The sequence below is a fragment of the Variovorax sp. KBW07 genome, assembly GCF_003852515.1.
Classification (GTDB): Bacteria; Pseudomonadota; Gammaproteobacteria; order Burkholderiales; family Burkholderiaceae_C; genus Variovorax.
On sequence record NZ_QAJK01000092.1, the window covers coordinates 1 to 21392 of the forward strand.

General features: G+C 63.5%; 15 protein-coding genes. 6 read left to right on the forward strand and 9 right to left on the reverse strand.

What is annotated here, in order from left to right:
- Positions 1-42 precede the first annotated feature (42 nt).
- The 4 genes from DBV14_RS19010 to DBV14_RS19025 form a co-directional block, all read right to left on the reverse strand.
- On the reverse strand, positions 43-2187 hold the full coding sequence (locus DBV14_RS19010; RefSeq protein WP_124460961.1) for a TonB-dependent receptor: 2145 nt from the start codon (positions 2185-2187) through the stop codon (positions 43-45).
- 82 nt (positions 2188-2269) lie between these two features.
- A complete protein-coding gene (locus DBV14_RS19015) occupies positions 2270-2476 on the reverse strand; it encodes a hypothetical protein (RefSeq protein ID WP_124460963.1) in 207 nt (68 codons plus the stop codon).
- Positions 2473-3669 carry a PepSY domain-containing protein gene (locus DBV14_RS19020; RefSeq protein WP_124460964.1) on the reverse strand — a complete coding sequence of 399 codons (1197 nt, stop codon included), beginning with the start codon at positions 3667-3669 and terminating at the stop codon, positions 2473-2475. The genes DBV14_RS19015 and DBV14_RS19020 overlap by 4 nt, the downstream gene beginning before the upstream one ends.
- Before the next feature lie 30 nt (positions 3670-3699).
- Positions 3700-5808 (reverse strand): TonB-dependent siderophore receptor, encoded by a 2109-nt coding sequence (locus tag DBV14_RS19025; protein ID WP_124460966.1) that lies wholly within the window; start codon positions 5806-5808, stop codon positions 3700-3702.
- A gap of 177 nt (positions 5809-5985) precedes the next feature.
- On the opposite strand from DBV14_RS19025, the gene DBV14_RS19030 reads away from it, so the two are divergent.
- Positions 5986-7575, forward strand: a complete 1590-nt coding sequence (locus DBV14_RS19030) for a phospholipase D family protein (protein ID WP_124460967.1) — start codon at positions 5986-5988, stop codon at positions 7573-7575.
- Between the two features lie 30 nt (positions 7576-7605).
- On the forward strand, positions 7606-8541 hold the full coding sequence (locus tag DBV14_RS19035) for a LysR family transcriptional regulator (RefSeq protein ID WP_124460969.1): 936 nt from the start codon (positions 7606-7608) through the stop codon (positions 8539-8541).
- Between the two features lie 6 nt (positions 8542-8547).
- On the opposite strand, the gene DBV14_RS19040 is transcribed toward DBV14_RS19035, so the two are convergent.
- From DBV14_RS19040 to DBV14_RS19060, 5 genes are all read right to left on the reverse strand, one after another.
- Positions 8548-9819: a Zn-dependent hydrolase gene (locus DBV14_RS19040; protein ID WP_124460970.1), complete on the reverse strand. Its 1272-nt coding sequence runs from the start codon at positions 9817-9819 to the stop codon at positions 8548-8550.
- A gap of 75 nt (positions 9820-9894) precedes the next feature.
- A complete protein-coding gene (locus DBV14_RS19045; protein WP_124460972.1) occupies positions 9895-10536 on the reverse strand; it encodes an NTP transferase domain-containing protein in 642 nt (213 codons plus the stop codon).
- On the reverse strand, positions 10512-11111 hold the full coding sequence (locus tag DBV14_RS19050) for an HAD family phosphatase (RefSeq protein WP_124460974.1): 600 nt from the start codon (positions 11109-11111) through the stop codon (positions 10512-10514). Before DBV14_RS19050 ends, DBV14_RS19045 begins: the two co-directional genes overlap by 25 nt.
- Positions 11108-11845, reverse strand: a complete 738-nt coding sequence (locus DBV14_RS19055) for a class I SAM-dependent methyltransferase (protein ID WP_124460976.1) — start codon at positions 11843-11845, stop codon at positions 11108-11110. The genes DBV14_RS19050 and DBV14_RS19055 overlap by 4 nt, the downstream gene beginning before the upstream one ends.
- Positions 11842-13377, reverse strand: a complete 1536-nt coding sequence (locus tag DBV14_RS19060; protein WP_124460977.1) for a CDP-glycerol glycerophosphotransferase family protein — start codon at positions 13375-13377, stop codon at positions 11842-11844. Before DBV14_RS19060 ends, DBV14_RS19055 begins: the two co-directional genes overlap by 4 nt.
- Before the next feature lie 560 nt (positions 13378-13937).
- On the opposite strand from DBV14_RS19060, the gene DBV14_RS19065 reads away from it, so the two are divergent.
- The 4 genes from DBV14_RS19065 to DBV14_RS33460 all read left to right on the forward strand — a co-directional run.
- Positions 13938-16172 (forward strand): type I secretion system permease/ATPase, encoded by a 2235-nt coding sequence (locus DBV14_RS19065; RefSeq protein ID WP_311732846.1) that lies wholly within the window; start codon positions 13938-13940, stop codon positions 16170-16172.
- Complete coding sequence (locus tag DBV14_RS19070) at positions 16169-17662, forward strand: HlyD family type I secretion periplasmic adaptor subunit (RefSeq protein WP_124460981.1); 1494 nt, start codon at positions 16169-16171, stop codon at positions 17660-17662. The genes DBV14_RS19065 and DBV14_RS19070 overlap by 4 nt, the downstream gene beginning before the upstream one ends.
- Before the next feature lie 27 nt (positions 17663-17689).
- On the forward strand, positions 17690-18406 hold the full coding sequence (locus DBV14_RS19075) for a hypothetical protein (protein ID WP_124460982.1): 717 nt from the start codon (positions 17690-17692) through the stop codon (positions 18404-18406).
- A 12-nt stretch (positions 18407-18418) separates the two neighbouring features.
- The coding region (locus DBV14_RS33460) for a calcium-binding protein (RefSeq protein WP_311732847.1) at positions 18419-21392 on the forward strand (2974 nt) is incomplete at its 3' end.

The window sequence follows — 21392 nt, forward strand, 5'->3', positions numbered from 1 at the left end:
GAGCGGCGCCCTGAATGACCCGAACTGAACAGCAGCAGCCCCTCAGAACCGATAAGCACCACTCAGGCCCACAGTCCAGTTGCGACCCGCAGCAGGCTCGTAATAGCGTCCATTGCCTTCGTTGACGATGACCGAGCCCACGTAGCGACGGTCGAACAGGTTGTCGACACGCGCGAAGGCGTTGAACTCCCACCGCTCCCACTTCTTCAGATAGCCCGCGTACATCGCCGCAACGACATAGCCCGGCGCGCTCGCGGTGTTCACATCGTTCGCCTGGATGCGTCCGAGTGCGCGCATCTCTACACCCGCGCGCCAGCCTTCGGGCGGAACCCAGCCCAGCGATGCGAACAGCGACTGCTTTGCAATGCCCGGAATGCGGTTGCCCGCGGCCACGGTGTTGGCGGCCGCACAAGGCGACGGCGAACAGAAGGCATCGCGGTACGTTGCGTCCAGCCAGGTGTAGGCCAGCTGCGTGCGCCAGTGATCGGACGTCTCGTGCTGCCAGCCCAGTTCGAAGCCGTTGCGCCGCGTGCGCCCCGCGTTCTGGAATGTGGCGCGGCCGCCGACGTTGGTGTCGGTCACGATCTCGTCTCGCGTGCGGGTCTGGAACAGGGCCGCCGTCAGCAGCCCGCCGGCGAGCCGCGCTTTTGCGCCCAGCTCGATGCTGTCGTTGACCGACGGCCGCAGCGCAAAGTTGAGCCCGCTCGCACCACCCGAGCGGTAAGACAGTTCATTCAGCGTCGGCGTCTCGAAGCCACGGCCAATGGAGCCGTACAGCGCGAGGTCCGGCGTGGCCTGGTAGCGCAGCGAGGCCACGGGCAGGGTCCGGCTGTAGCGCGCGTTGCCGCTGTCGTTGCGGTTGGCGCCGACGATGTAGTGGTCTTGCGAATCGAAGTGCACGCTGCTGCGGCGCACGCCGGCTTCGAGCGTCCACCGGTCGGTGAAGCGCCAGGTCGCCTGCGCATAGGGGTCGAGGTTCCAGACCTCGTTGCGCTCGGCACGCCGCAGCCGGCCCTGCACGCCGAGCAACGGGGCCGCGACCGGACCGATGTAGTTTTCATAACCGCGGCGCTGCTCGCGCAGGCTGTCGTAGCCCAGCCCGGCGACCACGTCGAAGGGCCTGTCGGCCAGCTGCAGCGCGGCAGTCCAGCGCACATCGACGCCGCCGTATTGCCGCGACAAGTCGATCACGCCGCCCGCATGCAACGGGTTCTGCTGCGCCGACACGGGGATCGACTGGTACTGCGTGGTCTTGCGTTCGCCGCCGTAGACCATCAGGCGCAGCGCCTGCGTGGCGTCGATGCGCCGTTCGTAGAGCAGGCCGACCTGCGTTTGCTCGACCGTCTTGCGGGTGTCGTACTGGGTCGCGAGCGGCGCATTGCGTGGCTCCAGCGCGTACTGGTCGGCGGTCAGGCCCAGCGGGTCTTGTGCATCGATGCGCACGCTGTTGAGCACCAGCGTGAGCTTGTCGCCGTTGTCCAGCGCAATGCCGAGCTTGCCGTTGGCAATGTCGCGCCGGGCCGCGCTGTGCTCGCGCCAGCCATCGGTGTGAAAACGGCTCGCGCCGAGCAGGTAATCGACCTGGCCCTGCGACCCGCTGAGTTGCAGCGACTGGCGCCAGGTGCCGAAGCTCCCGCCGGCGAGCGAATACGACAGCCGGGGTGCGCCCTCGCCCGAGGCGGTGAACGCCTGCACCACGCCCCCGGACGAATTGCCATACAGCGCCGAGAACGGACCGCGCAGCACCTCGATGCGATCGACCGAGCCGATGTCGATGTTCGATGTCTGGCCCTGCCCATCGGGCAAAGTGGCGGGAATGCCATCGACATACAGCCGCACGCCGCGCACGCCGAAGGTCGAGCGCGCCCCGAAGCCGCGAATGGACAGCTGCAGGTCTTGCGCGTAGTTCAACCGGTTCTGCACCTGCAGCCCCGGCACGGCGCCAAGTCCCTCGGAAAGATTGACCTGCAGGCGGCCGCTGCGCATTTCGTCGCCATCGATGCGATCCACCGAGCCGGGCACGTTGAACGGTGCGACCTCGCCACGCGGCGTGGAAACGGTGATCTCGCGCAGCCCGCCTGCCACGGCACCCTCTGCTGCAGGGGTTTCCTGGGGTTGCTGCGCCTGCACGGCGAAGGGGGCACCCAGCATCAGCAGGCGGGCAGCGGAGGCGAATGCAAAATTCATTGCACCGATTCTGCTTCGGTGCACCGGGCGCCTCCCCTAGCGAGAACCCGCTCAGGGACGAGAACGCAACGGCGACTGGCCGCTAGCGCGAAGGGCCGCGCCGCCAGCCATACCAGGCGCACACGGCGACCGGTATGCCCAGCGCGAACCAGGCCAGGACATCGCCCAGCCCGCCATCGCTGAAGAGTGCGGAGATCAGTCCGAAGGTGGTCAGCAGGCCAAGCGCGATCGGCCAGCCCCACATGCGCCAGAAACCGTGGTGCTGCTGTTGCTGGTGGTGATGCTTCATGCCTGCACCTTCATTGCCGGCGCCGGCTCGGGTTGCGGCACGCCGCCTTCACTGTCCGGTGCGCGCTTTTCATGCGCCGCCTTGGTGGAGGCCGGCACGGGCTTGCCCTTCTTGAGCCACAGGTACAGCCCGCTGCCCAGCACGATGATGGTCGCGATGTCGAGCAGCGCCCACAGGATCTGCATCGGCATGCCACCGTAGTCGCCGAAGTGCAGCGGCTGCGAGACCAGCAGCGCGGTCAGGTACCACGGCAGCTTGGGCGATGCCGTGACCTCGGTGGTCTTCGCATCGACCAGTACCGGCTGGAACAGCTTCGAGGTGAAGGGCTCGTTGCCTCGCAGGAAGAAGGTCGTGTGGTGCGGGCTCGAGAACGCCGTGCCCGGGAAGGCGATGAACGACAGCTTGGTGTTGGGCGCGCGCTGCATGGCCGCATCCATCGAGCGCTGCACCGAGCCGCGTTCGGCCACCGGCACCGTCGGCTCGCCCTTGTAGGGCGCGAGCAGCGCGCTGAGCTGGTCGTACTGCCAGTACTTGATGAGCAGGTCGGCCCACGTGTTGATCATGCCGGTGGAGCCCACCACGAACAGCCACACCAGCGTGACCACGCCCAGCAGGTTGTGCAGGTCGAGCCACTTCAGGCGAGGCCGCTTGTCGCGCCGCACGGTACCGAAGTCGAGCTTGCGCATGAAGGGCGAGTACAGCACCACGCCCGAAACGATGGCCACCAGCAACAGCAGGCCCATGAAGCCCAGGAAGAGCTTGCCCGGCAGCCCCGCGAACAGGTCGACGTGCAACTTGAACATCACGTACATGAAGCCCTCGTCAAACTTGGGCTGCGCCAGCACGGCGCCGGTGCGCGAGTCGACCGCCACCGACTTGAAGTCGTCCGTGGGCTCGGGCGTGGGCGTGAGCGTGACGAACCACAGGCCGTCGTCGTCCTCGGGTTGCGAGGCGAACTGCACCACGCGGTCGGGGTGCCTGGCCTTCGCGATGTCGAGCACGCGGTCCAGGCTGATGTGCGGCGTGCCGGCCGGCATCTTCGGCGCCTCGACTTCGGTGCCCAGCAGGTGGCCGATCTCGTGGTGGAAGATCAGCGGCAGCCCGGTGATGCACAGCAGCAGCATGAACACCGTGCACACGAGGCTGCTCCACTTGTGCACCCAGGCCCAGGTCTTTATCTTTCGGCTGTTCATGTCGTGGTGGCTGTGGTTGGGGGACGGGTTCTAGAAACGGTAGGTCGCGCTGGCGACGACGTTTCGGCGCGAACCGTACCAGCAGTCACCGCGCGACAGGCAGGTGCTGAAGTACACCTTGTCGGTCACGTTGTTGATGTTGAGCGCATAGCGCCAGCGCTCGGTGTCGTAGGCGAACACCAGGTCGGCCAGCGCCACGCCAGGCACGCGCGGGCCCACGCCGGTCTGCAGGTCGCGGAACGAGCTCATCATGCGCAAGCCGGCACCGGCCGAGAAGCCATTCACGCCGCCGATGGAAAAGCGGTACTTGGCCCAGACGCTGGCCTGGTGCCTGGGCAGGCCCTCGATCAGCGCGTCGGCATCGGTGTAGTTGTAGTGGGCGATCAGGTCTAGGTTCGGGCCGATCGAGCCCTTGGCTTCCAGCTCGACGCCCCGGGTCTTCGTCAGGCCGGTCTGCGTGAACACCTTGGGCTGCGGCTCCACGATCTGGTTCTTCTCGCGCAGGTCGTACACCGCGGCGCTGAAGGCCAGGGCACGGTCCTTGGGCTCGTACTTGACGCCCACCTCCCACTGCTCGCCACGCAGCGGCGTGAAGATGCGGCCTTCGCGCGGCGACTGCGGCGTGAACGATTCGCTGTAGCTCACGTAGGGCGACCAGCCCGACGGCGAGGCATACATCACGCCGAAGCGCTTGGTGGTGGCGCTGCTCTTCTCGGCATCGCTGCCCTCGGCGCTCGACACCGCCTTGTCGTGGCGAAGGCCCGCGACGAAGATCCAGTTGTCTAGCTTGACCTGGTCCTGCAGGTAGAAGCCGTTCTGGCGCTGGCGCGTGCGCGGGCGGGCACTGCGTTCAGGCACGTCGACATGGCCATACACGGGCGCGTAGATGTCGATGGTGTCGAAGGTCGTTCCGGTCCAGACGTTCTCGCGCTGGCGCGCGAAGTCGGCGCCCATCAGCAGCGTGTGCTTGAGGGCACCGGTCTGAAAATGGCCTTCGACGTGGTTGTCGAGCGTCTGCGTGCGATTGCGGGTCAGCCCGCTGTCGTAGTAGCGGCCCAGCACGCGCTTGAAGATCGGGTCGGTGGACCAGCTGTCGAAGCCGGAGAAAGCCGCGCCGTAGTGGTAGCGGTTGTCGTTTTCGTTGCGCGCGTAGCGGAAGTTCTGCCGCACGGTCCAGCTGTCGTTGAACTTGTGCTCGAACTGCCAGCCGAAGGTCTTGCGCTCGCTGTCGTAGTAGTCGAAGCCCGGCTCGCCAATGAAGCGGCTGGATGGAATGCGTCCGTTCGGGTTCGGCAACAACGTGCCTTCCCACGGCAGGAACTGCGAGCTGCTGCCGCTCTTGTCCTTCTGCCAGAGCCCTTGCAGCGTCAGCGAAGTCGCCGCATTGGGCCGCCAGGTCAGCGAAGGTGCGATCACGCTGCGGTCGTCGGGCACGTGGTCGACCTGCGTGTCCGACTTGCGCTGCAGCGCGACCAGGCGGTACGACAGGCGGCCGTCCGCGTTCAGCGGACCGGTCAGGTCGGCCTGTATCTGCTTGCGGCCGAAGCTGCCGAACTGCACGCCCACTTCGCGCTGCGCCTCCTGCAGCGGACGCTTGCTGACCATGTTGACCACGCCGGCCGCCGTGCCGGCACCGAACAGCATGCCCGAGGGACCGCGCAGCACTTCGAGGCGCTCCAGCGTGTAGGGCTCGGTGCGCGTGGTGCTGGTGTAGTAGCCGTACGACTGGCGCAGGCCGTCGAGGTAGGTGTCGGGCGTGGCGCCGCGCACGCGCACCGAGTCGGTCCGCGCATCGAGGCCGTAGGCGTCGGAACGCACGCCCGCCGCGTAGTTGAGCGCGTCCTGCACATTGATCGCGCCCTGGTCGACCATCTGGTCGCGCGTGACCACGGTCACGGACTGCGGGGTTTCGGACAACGGGGTGTCGGTCTTGGTGGCGGTGACCGCGTTCTTCGCGCGGTAGCCGATGACCGGCGACCTGGCCGTCTCGGCTTCGGCATTGGCGTCGACGCGCACTTCCGGCAGGGAGCCCGTCGCGCTGCCAGCGCTGGTCTGGGCCAGCACCTGGTGCTGCATGTAGATCGCCAGGCATCCCACCAGCACCGAAGCGGCTCTGCGCCGCGCCAACAACCTCGTCATTCCTGCTCCACTCCTTCAACACAATTAAGAACCATTCTCATTTTACTGACCAAGAAGTCTCGATTCGCCCAAATTCAGTGGCGGCAAGGGGTCGACCGTTGCGAAATTGCGTCCTTGATTCAGCGGGTAAGCGGCTACCATGCCGCCCGCACGCCTCTTCGTGCGTTGGCAGCCCTCATGCTCAAGCTCATTGCCTTTCTGTTTCCCGCGTTGCGCGGTCCGGCTCTGCTGCTGATTGCCTTTGCCCTCGCGGGCTGCGCCGGCCTGCCGCCCCGCACACCCGAGCCGCCGGCCACGGCCATCGCGATCTCGCCCACCACCGAACTCGGCCGCGCGGCCATCCGCCTGAACACGCCGCCCGACGGGCTGTCCAGCATGCGTCCGCTGATCGAGGCCTCGTTCGCGCTCGATGCCCGGCTGGAGCTGATCCGGCGCGCCCAGTCTTCCCTCGACGTACAGACCTACCAGCTCGGCAACGACAAGACCGGGCGCCTTTTGCTGCGCGAGCTGCGCAATGCCGCCCGGCGCGGCGTGCGCGTGCGGCTGCTGCTCGACGACTTCTACACGGCAGGCATGGACCGCCTGCTGCTGGGCCTGGCGGTGGAGCCCAATGCCGAGGTGCGCCTGTTCAACCCCTTCGTGAACGCGCGCGACCATTCGTCGGGGCGCTGGCTGGAGTTTTTCGGCGACTTCCGGCGGCTCAACCACCGCATGCACAACAAGCTGTTCGTGGCCGACGGTGCCATGGCCATCGCGGGCGGACGCAACCTGGCCGACGAGTACTTCCTGCGCAGCGAGAGCGCGAACTTCATCGACTTCGAACTGCTCATGGCCGGCCCCGTGGTGCCCCAGGCCGCGGCCATTTTCGACACCTACTGGAACAGCGACGTCGTCTACCCGCTGCAGCGGGTGGCCAGCACCAGCCGCACACCGGAAGTGCTGAAGGCTGAATTCGACACCGCCACCTCCCCCGCCTTTGCCCCGCCGCCCGACCCGCTGCCCGTGACCGACCTGCTCGGCGACCTGCCCCTGGCCGCGCAGCTCGCCAACATCGACGAGGCGAAATGGATGCGCGCGCAGGCCGACGCCACCGCGGACAGCCCCAACAAGGCGCTGGGCGTCATGAGCCACCCCACCGAATCGCTGGCGCAACGCTTCCATGAAATGCTGGCTACCGCGCAGTCGAACGTGGTGGTGATCTCGCCCTACTTCATTCCGGGCGACGAAGGCATGGAACGCATCCGCCTGGGGCGCGAGCACGGCATCAACATCACGGTCATCACCAACTCGCTGGCCGACAGCGACGAGCCGCTGGTGAACATCAACTACAACCGCTACCGCGTCGACATGCTCAAGCTGGGCGTGAACCTGTACGAGGTCAGCACCCAGCAGCTCAAGCGCAGCGGGCAGTTTCGCGACCTGCTCAAGAAAGCGCGCGGCCGGCTGCACGCCAAGCTGGCGCTGGTCGATCGCCAGTGGGTGCTGCTGGGCTCCATGAACCTCGACCCGCGCTCGGCCCGGCTGAACACCGAGTTCGGCGTGCGCGTGCGCAGCTTCGACCTGACGCAGGCGCTGCTGTTCGCCTACCAGCTGGACGACATCGAGGGCGTGTACCGCGTCGTGCTCAAGCCCGACGGCCAGAACGTGCAGTGGATCGGCACCGGCGACGTCAACAACGAAGTGCTCGACAGCGAGCCCGACTCGAGCATGCTGACGCGGCTGCAGTTGCTGCTGTTTTCGTGGTTCGTGCCGACCGACCAGCTGTGACCTGCCGTGAGTGAGCCAGGCCGCCCCTCGTTGAAAAACCATCTCGACCTGCCGATCAACTTCGAGCAACTGCGCACCTTCGCGCTGGTCATCGAGCTGGGCAGCTTTTCCGCCGCCGCCGAGCGCCTGGGGCTGACCCAGCCGGCCGTGAGCGTGCAAGTGAAGCAGCTCGAAAAGCGACTGGCCGTGCGCCTGGTCGAACGGGTCGGCCGCGGGGTCGGGCCGACGCCTGCCGGCGCGGACCTCATGGCCGAGCTCCCCGGCCTTGCCCTGGCCGTTTCCAACGCGATCAGCGCCGCCACCGTGCATTCGGAAAGCGTCGCAGGCCGCGTGCGGCTGGGCACCGGCGGCACCAGTTGCCTGTACCTGCTGCCCACCGTGCTGCGCGACCTTCGCGCACGCTACCCGCTGCTGAACATCGTCGTGAGCACCGGCAACACCGAAAGCTACGTGCGGCGCGTGGAAGACAACGCGGTCGACGCCGCCGTGGTCACGCTGCCCGTCACCTCGCGAGCGCTGGCCGTGATGCCGATCCTGCGGGACGAGTTCGTCGCCGTCTGCCAGCGAGGCAGTTGCCATTGGCCTGCCGAAGTCACGGCGGGCGACCTGGAGTCTCTCCCCCTGGTCAAGTTCGGCTCCGAGGCGAGCGCGCGCGGCCTCGTGGACGATTGGCTGCGCGCCGGCGGGCGCACTTCGGCGCCCGTGATGGAATTCGACAGCGTCGAGGCCATCAAGGAAATGGTGGCGTCGGGCCTGGGCGTGGCGATCCTGCCGAAGATGGCCGTGACCGGGCGCGGGCACCACGCCGAACTCGAACTGCGGCCGCTTTCGCCCACGCTGCACCGCACGCTGGCGCTCATTACCCGCAACGACAAGCCGCTGAGCAAGGGCCTGCAGAAGCTGATCGAAGGCATCGTCGCGGCGGGAAAGGTGGTCGAGGCGGTCGAGGCCGCTGGCGCACGCTGATCGGACCTACACGCCGGCCTTCACGTTGCATTGCCTGTCCAGCACCACCAACGTTTCCGCCAGCACCTGAACACCCACGGCCACCTGCTCCCGGTCTGCCCACTCTTCCGGGCAATGGCTGCGCCCGTCGAGGCAGGGGATGAAGATCATCCCCATCGGCCCGGCGGCTGCCACATGCATGGCGTCGTGGCCCGCGCCGCTGGGCAGCGTCCGATGCCGCAGGGCCAACCCGTCCGCGGCTTGAGCGATGGCCTGCTGGACCAACCCGGAACACGCCACCGGAGGCGTCTGCGTCAGCGGCGCGGCGCTGGCTTCAACCCGGAGCTCTTCAAGACCGTTGCGGCAAAGGGTCAGCAGGCGTTCCGGAAAGGTGTCGAGCACCGCCTGCGAATCACTGCGCACTTCGAGCACCATGTCCACCCGGCCGGGCACCGCGTTCGGCACGTTGGGGCTCAAGGCCAGCCGCCCGACCGTCGCCACTACATAGTGGGGACTGCCGTTCATCGCGCTTGCCTCGCGGTTCGCCGCATCGATCAACCGGGCAGCGCCCACCAGCGCGTCTCGGCGAATGTCCATCGGCGTGGTGCCCGCGTGGTCGGGCTGGCCGGTCACGGTGATCGCCACGCGGCGTATGCCGACGATGTGGCTGACCACGCCGATAGGAAGCCCCTCGCTCTCCAGCACCGGGCCCTGCTCGATGTGCAGTTCGACGAACGCGGCGATGCTCCCCGGCCCCCTGGCCGCGCGCGCCACCGACTCGGGCTGGGCGCCGATGCGCCGCATCGCCTGTGCCAGGCTCTCGCCCGCGTCGTTGCACAGGGACAGCATGGCCTCGTCGAGCGTTCCGGCGAACGCGCGACTGCCCACGCAGGAAACGCCGTAGTCGCTGGGCTCCTCGGACAGGAAGTCGATCACCTCCAGCGGATGGCGAAGCGACACCCCGCTGTCTTGCAGCGACTGCGCCACCTCGATGCCCGCGAGCACGCCGAGGATGCCGTCGAAGCGGCCGCCGCCCACCACGGTGTCGCAATGCGAGCCAGTCACCAGAGGGGGCAGGCCCGGTTCGGTGCCTTCGCGGCGGCCCGTCAGGTTGCCTGCCGCGTCGATGTGCACGGTGAGCCCGGCTTGCTCGAACTGCGTGCGCAGCCAGTCGCGGGATTGCTGGAACTCGGCCGAGAAGGCGCGGCGAGTCCAGGGAATGTCGGGGCGGGTGAAGGCGGAGAGTGCGTCCAGCCGCTGCCAGAGGCGATCGGGCTGGATGGGGAAAGAGGAATTCATCCTGGCATGGTGCCCCGCCTCGCGCCGTTCATGAAGAGCGGGCACATGATGCGGCCCATAAAGATTCTTTGGGGTTCAGATGAAACGGGCGTTCTTCAAAGCCTTCTCGTGATCGTCCGGCGTATCGATCTCGAACGATTCGATCACGCGGGACTTCAATGGCACATCTCCTGCAAGGCGCTCGAAGACGGCGCCTTCGCCCTTTTCGCAGTATCCGGGCGGAAGCCAGCACAGGTTGGCCCATTCGAACTCGCTCGCAGCCGTGCGGGAAAACCTGGTGACTTTTCCGTTCTCAAGATGCGCATAGACGGCGTCGTTGGTCTTGGCGGCCGTCACGGCGATCATCGATTCCCCGGGCTTGCAGGCAGCAACGAACGAAGCAAAGCTGGCCGGCTCGAAGAGGATGTCCGCGTCCATGAACAGGCAGTTTTCGGTGAGCCCTTGCGCTCCCATGGCGTAGCTGCGCAGGGTGCTCGTACTCCGGTAGGCCGCATTCCTGACAAAGACGATGTCTGGCCGAACAGCGCGTGCAGCCGCGATCACCTGCTGCTCTTCGAAGCCGACGACCACCCGAACCTCCGGAACGGCCTCCAGCAAGCGCAGTTGCCTCTCCAGAATCGTTCGCCCCCGGATTTCGAGCAGGCACTTGGGATGTCCCCGCCCAAGGCGCGAGCCCAGCCCCGCCGCAGCGATTACAGCGTGTTCAACAAACGACACAGGGCGCTCCCTTCAAAAACCACGTAGTCGGAAATCTCGATCAGGGACTGAACCGGCGAATGCACGCCGCCATAGGCCACGCCCACGTCGGCAGCCTCGAACATCGGCAGGTCGTTCGCCCCCTCTCCGATAGCGACCACACGGTCGGACCCGAGCTTCAGCTCATGGATGGGCTTGCTCTTGTGAAGTACCCGATCGAGTTGCACGAGGCGGTTTCCTTCCGTCACGGCTGTCGAGCAGAAATGCCTGCAGCCCAAGCGCTCCAGAATGGGCCGGACCCACACATCGAGGTTGCCGGTAACGACGGAACATCGATCGGAATTTGCCTCGATGAATTCCGCGATGTCCGAATTGAGCGGCGTCTCGGCAACGATTTCCTGGACATCGGAAATCGGAATCGACTGGAGGATGGCGCAGCGGAGCCTGAAAGACTCCTCGAAGCCGATCGTTCCGTCGAGCGTGAGGCGGGTGAGCAGCCGCATCTCGCTCAGCAGGTCGAGCTCCGAAGCGATGAGCGGCAACAGTTCCTGGGTCGTGATGGTTCCGTCGAGGTCGAAGGCGAAGTGGGTGGTCATGGTCGCTGAAGCACGAAGACGCGCTGTGCGGTCTCGCTCCTGTTGTTCATATCGTCGTGGTAGAGCTGGTCGTTGAGCGTGATCCGGAATCCGGACGGGAGCAGGCGGGCCTGGAAGGCGGCAAGAAGCTCGGCTTCGGTTCGGTAGATCGCGCTGTATGCGCTCTTGAGTTCCGCTGACGGAAAGTTGTTCAGCGTCAGCCTCTCCTTGCGTGCAACCGGCTCCCGCACGTAGACCCGTGCGGTCGACGCGCAGCACGCCGCCACCGAGGCGAGCGAGCGCAGCAGGTCTGTGTCGTTAAGATAAATCAGCACGCCTGCGATCAGCACATGGCTGAAGGGCCCCGGCACAGCGAGCATCGAAGGCCGCGCATCCTGGGCTGCCAGCACCTGGAAGCTGAAGCCGGGCGCGGAATGGCGCTTTCGCGCCGCCTCCACCAGCGACTCGCTGAAGTCGATACCGTGGTAGCGGCGGACCTTGCCAACGAGCGCGTCCGCCCAGCGGCCGATTCCGCAGCCGATGTCCAGTACGGATGCCGTCTCGTGCAGACCGAGAAGCGGCAGGATCCTCGCCTTTTCATAGGCGTCGCGCCTCTCGGCGAGCTGCGGGTCGTGGTCCTGGTAAAGCACGCTCGTGACCGGGTGCTTCGCGTTGATCGATTGGCCCCTCTTCTCGAAGAAAGCGTGCACTTTCTCGGCGTCTAGGTCCACCGGCTTTCCATAGATGCGCGTCATTCGCGATCCTTGTTGCTTGGCGCGCTGGCGTGGCTCGCGAGTACAGGCAGGCCTTGCGCCCACTCCTGGGCAATGTGGTTGGCGATCTGCGCGCCCACGGTGCCGTCGGTGCGGTGTAGAAGAGACGGGATCAGGGAAAGGCGCTCCTCGCGCCCTGGATCGTCACCTTTGCGAACCATCTCGAAGAAGTCACGTACGGCGGAGAAGTCCGAAGCCCGGTAATAGGCGTCGACGAACCCGGCAGACTCGTTCAGTCCGGGACCGTCCGGGTTATGAAGGTACAGGATCGGTTTTTCTGTCGGCAGGTACTCCAGCAGGAACGAACCGGCGTCCGTCATGAGAGCGTCCGACGACTGAAACGCAGCCGAATAGTCTTCCGTCTCATCGAACACGATCCAGGGCGACTGGCCAAGGCGCTGGCGCAGTTGGGCTTCGGTCACGGGGGCTTGCGCCGCGACTTCATTGAGTCGCCCGAAGAAAAGAGGATGCGGCCTGACGATCAGGCACAGGTCCGACGGCTCCCGCTCGAAGAACGAAAGAATCGAGTCGTAGAGCGCCATGAACGTGGCCCACCCGCCCTTCTCCACGGTGAAGTGCGGACACCAGAGGATTCTCTTGCGCTCGTCCTGGCCCGGGCGCTGCCGGCGGGCCTCAGCAGGCAGGCAGCGGGCAACGATGTTGTCGATCTTCGGATGCCCGGTCACCATCACGTTCCGATTGCCCGACTGGCAATGCAGCCCGTACATCCGCCGGTGGTCTTCCGAGCGGACGAAGACACGCCAGGCGCTGCGCTGAACTTCCAGGTCGTATTGCCAGCGCAGGTTGTCCTGCCCGCCTCCGACGTCCAGCCCATAGGGGATGTACGCAATTCGCACGCCCTGGTCGACCAGGCGATCGACCGCCAGCTCAGGCGGCCTTGTCGAGTCGTAGGGGTTCTGCAGGAATACGAGGTCGGGTTGCTCTTCCTCCAGGCGATAGGCGGAGAGGTGTACGAAGGGAAGACCTCGCTCGGCAAGGAACCTGCGCGCGCGGGACGCATCGCCCGCGCTCGCGTGCATGAACGGCAGCAAGACGATCGTCGTCTCGATGCTCGGCGATTGCGTGCACGCGCGCCAAACGCTCTCCCAGGTGGTCCAGACCTCGGGCAACTGAAAGAAGAAGTGAACGCGTATCGCCCCTCGGTGCGCTCGATGCGGCCCATCTGCGGTCAGGGCGCCGGCCGAGGCCGGGCTCGGGGCCGACGCGATCGACCGCTCCATGCGCACCAACTTGCCGTTCACGGCATCGAGCCGGGCAAGGGCGAGCTCCTGTGCCTTGAGCAGGGCGTCCAGCAGCGCCCGCTGCTCGGCGACTTCGCTCAGCAGCGCGCCGCGCTGGCGAGCCGCTTCGGCCCGAACGCCATCTTCGTTCTCGCTCGATTGCTGTTGCAGCGCTGCAAACTCGGCCTGGAACTGGCGGACCCCATGCAGTTCCGCCAGCATCGCGTCGGCGAGCGTCGCACGGTTGCGTAAATTGGCAAGAAACCGCTTCATGGGCGGCTTCCGGTCGGAAGCAGGATCGCGCTGCCTTGGCCCACAGAGAGCCGAATGTTTTTTCGCCGTCGCGAAAAACGTCTTGTCATAACGAATTCAGAATGATTTGAAAGGCGCCGAACCGCAGGCGCCTTGCCCGGTTCTTGAACCACGGGGCCCTGCGGAACATCGCGCATATTTGAAGTCAAAGCCGACCATCCAGACTTCGGTGAGGATGAGCGAGCAGGCGCATCGCCTTGTCGCGCACCGTCAGCCGCGCCGACGCGTCCTCGAGCAACTCGAAGAAGCAGGGTAGGCCAGGCAAGGGCTCGTCGAGCCCGCGTATGTTCAGCACAAGTTGGTTATCGGATCGATTCCAACAAACTTGAGCCGCATCTGCATGCGTGTGAGGGGGAAAAAGCGCGAGAAGTGCCGCACTCGATGCAGCTTGAGCATTCCTTGAGCTGAAGTAACACAAAAGTGTGTCGTGATATTGCAGTTGTTAGTCAGTCTTCAATCAGGTATCTTGATGTATCAAAAATACCGGATGAGGGTTCTAAATGGGAGGGGTGGAGACGGCCGTGCCACAGCACGGGGAGGTTGGCGCGCCGCCGCAAAAGGCTCCCGATGCGGGGGCTGCCGCGCATCCGTCTCTCGTCGCGCTGTGCACCATCGCACGCTTCCACCAGATCGCAGCCGATGCATCGCTGCTGGCCCATCAACTGGGCCTGACGCCCTCAGAGCCCATCGACACCGCCACGCTGCTGGGTGCAGCCAAGCACCTGGGCCTTAAAGCCAAGTCTTCTCGCACGACGCTCGAGCGTCTTTCGCTGACACCGTTGCCCGCGCTGGCTGTGCTGCGTGACGAGTCAGGCCAGGAACGCTTCGTCATCCTCGCCCAGTGCGACGCTCAGCGCGTCTTGCTGCAAGACCCTTCTTCATCGAACGCGCGCCCCGTCATCGAACCCCTGGAAGTCTTCGGCGCGCATTGGACAGGCGAACTCATCCTCATCACCAGCCGCGCAAGCCTTGCCGGAGAACTGGCCAAGTTCGACTTCTCCTGGTTCATCCCCAGCCTTGTCAAGCACAGGAAGCTGCTGGGCGAAGTGCTCTTTATCTCGTTCATCCTGCAACTCTTTGCGCTGGTCAGCCCGCTGTTCTTTCAGGTCGTGATGGACAAGGTGCTGGTGCACCGCGGCCTGACCACACTGGATGTGCTGGTCATCGGCCTGCTGGTGGTCGTCGTCTTCGAGTCATTGCTCAACGGCCTGCGCAGCTACGTCTTCAGCCACACCACGAATCGCATCGACGTCGAACTCGGCGCACGGCTGTTTCGCCATCTGGTGCAACTGCCCCTGGCCTACTTCCAGGCCAGACGCGTGGGCGATTCCGTCGCCCGCGTGCGCGAGCTGGAGAACATCCGCAGCTTCCTGACCGGCAATGCGCTGACAGTGCTGCTGGACGTCGTCTTCTCCATCGTCTTCGTGGTCGTCATGCTGTTCTACAGCGTGCCTCTCACCCTGATCGTGCTGGTGAGCATGCCGCTGTACTTCGGCCTGAGCCTGGCTGTGGTGCCGATCCTGCGCAGTCGCCTGGACGAGAAGTTTGCGCGCGGCGCGGAGAACCAGGCCATGCTGGTGGAGACCGTCAGCGCCATCCAGACCGTCAAGGCCACCGCGCTCGAGCCGGCCTTCGGGCGCCGCTGGGATAACCAGCTCGCCGCTTACGTCTCCGCCAGCTTCCGGACCCAGAACCTTGCCAGCTGGGCACACGAAGGCGTCAACCTCATCGGCAAGCTCGTCAATGCCGCCACCCTCTGGTACGGCGCGCATCTGGTGATGAACAACGACCTGACGGTCGGCCAGTTCGTCGCCTTCAACATGTTCGCCCAGCGGGTGAGCCAGCCCATCATGCGCATGGCCCAGCTGTGGACCGACTTCCAGCAGACCGGCATCTCCATGGCGCGCCTGGGCGACATCCTGAACACCCACACCGAAGTACCGCCCAGCACCGCAGCCCAGCTGCCAGCGCTCAAGGGTCGCGTGACGCTGGACAACCTGACCTTCCGCTACCGCCCTGAAGCCGCTCCAGTTCTCAATGGCGTGAGCCTGGATGTGCGCCCCGGCGAAGTCATCGGCATCGTAGGGCGCTCGGGCTCCGGCAAGAGCACGCTCACCAAGCTCATCCAGCGTCTGTACTCCCCCGAGCAAGGGCGCTTGCTGGTCGACGGCATCGACATCAGCCTGATCGACGCGGCGCAGCTCAGAAGGCAAGTGGGCGTGGTGCTGCAGGAGAACACCCTGTTCAATCGCAGCGTGCGCGAGAACATCGCCATCGTCGATCCGGCCGCACCGCTCGAAGCCATCATCCATGCGGCTCAGTTGGCGGGTGCCCACGAGTTCATCAGCGAGCTGCCCGAGGGCTACGACACCATGGTGGGCGAACAAGGGGCAAGCCTCTCAGGCGGCCAGCGCCAACGCATCGCCATCGCCCGCGCGCTCTTCACGCATCCACGCATCCTGATCTTCGACGAGGCCACCAGCGCACTGGACTACGAGAGCGAGGCCATCGTGCAGCGCAACATGGCGCACATCTGCAAGGGCCGTACCGTCTTCATCATTGCGCACCGCCTGAGCGCCGTGCGGCACGCGAACCGCATCATCGTGATGGACAAGGGACGCATTGTCGAAGGCGGCACGCACGAGAGCCTTCTCGCCAGACCGAAGGGCATCTATGCGCACCTGTGGGCGATGCAGGATGGTGGACTGCCGACCGAAGGGGCGGGAGCTGATGTGGGCACGGGGGCTGCGGTATGAGCGTGAACTCCGCCGATGTGTCGACCACCGCACCCGCGGCCAATGCACCCCACGCGCGGGACATGCGGCACCCAGTCATCGAACTGCTCGGGCGCTACAAGGCCATCTTCAAGGCCGCCTGGAAGCATCGCCACGAACTGGCCGGACCCAGACGCCTGTCCGATGAAGCGGCCTTCCTGCCTGCGGCACTGAGTCTGCAGGACACCCCCGTGCATCCGGCCCCCCGGCGATTGGCCTACGCGCTGATTGCACTGTTCCTCATTGCCCTGACCTGGTCCATCTTCGGGCAGATCGACATCGTGGCCGTGGCGCCCGGCAAGATCATCGTGAGCGAGCGCACCAAGATCATTCAGCCGCTGGAGGTGAGCGTGGTCAAGCGCGTGCTGGTCAGGGATGGAGACCATGTCGAAGCGGGGCAAGCACTGGTCGAACTGGATCCAACGACCGCGAACGCCGACAAGACCAGCATCGATGAGCAACTGAAGTCCGTGCAGTCCGAGGTGCTGCGCACCCGCGCACTGCTGCTGGCGCTTAATGCATCGACAAGCTCCCGTACCCCCGAGCTGGGCAAAGCCATCCCCAGTGGCTGGACGGAGGTCGACATCAGCGCAACCCAATCCCAGCTGAGTGACGAGTGGAGCGACATCACGGCCAAGCTGGCCAAGGCAGCGTCCGAGATCAATAGACGCCAGGCCGAGATCGCCACGGTGCGCGAGATGGTCGCCAAGCTGGAGACGACGGTGCCGATTGCCAGGCAAAGAGAAGCCGACTTCCACCAGTTGGCCAACCAGGGCTTCATGTCCAGCCATGCGAACCAGGACCGCACAAGAGAACGCATCGAGCTGGAGCGCGACCTGGCCACCCAGCGCGCAAGGCTGGCCGAGGCCAATGCCACGCTGAGGGAGAGCGAGAACACGAGGTCTGCCTACATCGCCGAGACCAAGCACAGCCTCAGGACACGTGAGGCAGCGGCCGAACTCAAGCGCCAGCAAGGCACGCAGGACCTGGCCAAGGCGGGCCAGCGCGAGCGCCTGACCACGCTCAAGGCGCCCGTGGCAGGCACGGTGCAGCAACTGGTCACGCACACGGAAGGCGGCGTGGTCACCGAGGCGCAACCGCTCATGGTGATCGTGCCGGACGGCGCTGAAGTAACCGCCGAGGTGACGTTGGACAACAAGGACATCGGCTTCGTGAGTCCGAGGCAGGAAGCGGCGATCAAGCTGGAGACGTTTCCGTACACGCGCTACGGCACGGTGAACGCGACCGTGAAGACGGTGACGGCGGATGCGGTGAATGACGAGAAGCGCGGGGCGATCTTCCCGGTGACGCTGAACCTCAACAGCACAACCATTGATGTGGATGGCAGGCCGATCAAGCTCAGCCCGGGGATGAACCTGACGGCGGAGATCAAGACGGGCAAGAGGCGGGTTATTGAGTTCCTGCTCAGCCCGGTCCAGCGGGCCGCCACTGAAAGTCTGCGGGAGAGATAAGTGACGACTTTTTAGCTTCCATTAAATATGAGATTTACATTCTATTTTTTCCAAGTCGGAATTCTATTATTTTTTAATATAGCAGCTGGCGTGCAAATTGGACACGCTCAACTTCTAGATGAAAAAAATCTTTCCAAGTCGTATTTAGGCTTTCTAAATGAAACTTCTTTTTTGTTTCCAGCCGATATGGTGAGAAACGTTGAATATGATGGCGATCCAGGTTGGGGGGCAAGAGCAATTGGCGAAAAAAGATCTGACGGAGGCAACAGAAGTTTCAGAAGTTTAGGATTCAGAGTTAATCTTCTTGCCTTTAATGTTCTAAATAATAAAACAAACTCAAACGAGCCGATCGTCGGGGTCACCTTGACAGCCAACTCATATTACGGGGACGGGAATTTTTTAGAAAAAAGCCTCAAAGAAATTAATCATGATGCTCAATATAATTATGTGGAGGAAAAATCCATATACGGGCTTCGTCATTTCTCTCTAAGACCAGATGAAAATCTTAAAAAAATCCCTGCAATGAGAAATTTTGACACTTACACTCGAACCGGCTTGAAAAACAAGGTCCTGGTTTTTATACGCTGCGGGAATTCTCGCGGCGAAAAATCCCTTTGCAAACATTATTTGCAAATTGATGAACTGAGAACTCGAATAACATTAAATTATGAAAAAAAATTTTTACCCGAATGGAATTTGATTCAGAAAAATTCAATTCTTAGATTAAACGACTTCAGAAATTAAACAGGAGGGGAAATGCCAAATTCCATTGCTTCACCGCAGCTTGATTCGTTTCAGTCCATGCTGAATCAAGGTCAGTATCAAGATTTCTACCAAGCTATGAGCGATAACGGATATCGCTATGCAGATTGGGCGTTAGGTGTCGCGCGCGGTGACACCATTACCGGCGCGGCCGCTTTGGATTATTTGCGAAGTACGGCATTAATGGGCCTTGGAAGTGAAGCATGTAAGAATCTTACGCCGACCCAAGTTGATAATATCAGAGAGAGCATGGCGCAAGGCTACTTGGATGCTTTACGTGATATTTCCAATTCAAACGGTGGCGTAGTCAATCGTGATGTCTCGTATCAGGAGACATACGATTTTCATGACCAGGCATTTCGCGAGAATGGTCTTGGAATCGACAATTGGACATTGAAGACACCAATGGATATTGTTCGAGACAAATACGGGGATCAGGCAGTTGAAGATAGATGGGCTCGAATCAGAGATACGGGTGGAACGGGCCTTGATGGCTTAGCAGAAAGCACTGGATTAATGACGGAGGTCGGAAAGGCTCTCCGCAGTCCTGACGCAGAAACCCGGGATAAGGCAAGTGATTGGATCGACAAGGCGCCTGGAACCGCAAATTGGGATGCGATTGCACGAACTGTAAAGTCGATTTGGGACGCGGTAGGCAATATGAAATTGCCATGGCTCGATGATTATTTCAGGAATCCCTGGGACGAGTTTTTGCCTTCGATTGATGAAGGCGAAAACATTTACTACAGAAATGCCAAAGGCTGGCGCCAGCCTGTCGATCCCTTGATGCTGGATCTGGATGGTGACGGGCTGGAACTGAAGGCTGCCGATGGCTCCATCCTGTTTGACCACGACGCCGATGGCGTCAAAACGGGCACCGGTTGGCTTGGCTCCGATGACGGCCTTCTCGTACGCGACCTCGATGGCAATGGCCTCATCCAGACCGGGCGAGAGCTCTTCGGCGTCGACACCATCAAGCGCAACGGTGAGAAGGCGGTCAATGCCTTCGATGCCTTGGCGGACTTGGACAGCAACGCCGATGGCAACTTCACCAGCGCCGATCTGGCATGGAGCCAAGTCAAGGTCTGGCGTGATATCAATCAGGACGGCGTCTCTGATGCAGGCGAGCTCTTCTCGCTTGACCAATTGGGCATCACCCGAATCGGGGTGATTGGCAGCACCACCAATACCACCGGCGGCAGCCAAGCTGGCACAAGCATCAACGGAAACTTCATCGCGCAAAGCGCCAGCTTCACACGCAATGATCAAGCCCTCAGCGTAGGATCCGCCAGCCTCTCGGCGGGCGCCATCGATCTGGCCTCGAGCAACTTCCATCGGGAGTTCACCGATCACATCCCCCTGTCCGACATCGCCAAGGCGCTTCCAACGATGCAAGGCTCCGGCAGGGTACGCGACTTGGCGGAGGCCGTGAGTCTGAGCCCAGCGCTGACGGTAGCGCTCACGGCCTTCAGTTCGGCTACGACGCGCGAAGTGCAGATGGCGCTGATCGACAACCTGATCACGACGTGGGCCAAAAGCAGCGATTTCTGGAACAGCATCGAGGACAACCTTGGCGGTAAGGAAAACATCAGCCTAGGCATCACGGTGACTGGAGGGATGACGATCGACCAATTCCGCAATCTGATCAGTGTGCTCGAGGCATTCAATGGCGAGCGCTTCTACGAGAAGCCCAGCACAACCCAGACAGTACAAACCGTAGCGGGTTTCACTAGCAGCACCAGCACGACGACGTCAGGCGGCGTGACCCTCGTCCGCCCTAGCTATCTCATCAACCCTCCCGCAGCACAGCTGGCTTTGCTTCAGCAAAGCTATGAGCGCCTGAAAGAAAGCATCTACGGCGCATTGGTCATGCAAACTAGGCTCAAGCCCTACTTGGAATCCGTCGACCTCACAATTAATGAAAGCGGGGCCATCGGGTTCGATCTAACTGCGCTGGTCGCGAAGCTGGATGGCCTCAAGGCCAACAACGAACGAGCGGCTTTGGTCGATCTTATCGAACTCAACCGATATGCGCAGGGCACGCTGCGCGGGGTGGGATTCGATGGAATGGAGCGTCTACGCGGTTGGATCGAATCTCTCCCCTCGGACTCTGCCCTTCAGGCAGAGCTTTCCAGCTTGAACGTCTATGCGGGGACCTCGACCACAGGCAGCGCTATAGATGACATCTATGTCGGTAGTACGGCAGGCAACAACTTTAGCGGTGGAGCAGGAAACGACATTCTCGACGGCGGTGCGGGCAACGACAGCCTCACCGGCGGTGACGGCGCAGACACCCTGATCGGTGGCGACGGCAACGACTCGCTGTCCGGCAGCGCCGGCAGCGACACACTGCTGGGCGGCACGGGCAACGACACCCTCAACGGCGAAGCCGGCAACGACATCCTGGACGGTGGCGCGGGCAACGACTCCCTCTCCGGCGGTGACGGCTCCGACATCTACCGCTTCGCACGCGGCTGGGGCCAGGACACGATCAGCAACTACGACATCAGCGCAGGCAAGACCGATGCGATCGAGTTCGCAGCCGGCATCTCCGCCAGCGACATCGTGGCCACGCGATCAGGCAACGCTCTCATCCTGAGCTTGAAGGGCACGACCGACACCATCACCGTCAACTACTACTTCGACGCCGACGGCACCAGCGGCTACAAGCTCGAGCAGGTCCGATTCGCCGATGGCACCACCTGGGACGTCAATGCGGTCAAGGCCCTGGTGCAGCAGAGCACCGCAGGCAACGACACTTTGCACGGCTACGCCACAGCAGACACGCTCTTGGGCGGTGACGGCAACGACACCATCTACGGCTATGCAGGTGACGACACGCTGGACGGCGGTGCGGGCAACGACAGCCTCACCGGCGGTGACGGCGCAGACACCCTGATCGGTGGCGACGGCAACGACTCGCTGTCCGGCGGCGCCGGCAGCGACACGCTGCTGGGCGGCACGGGCA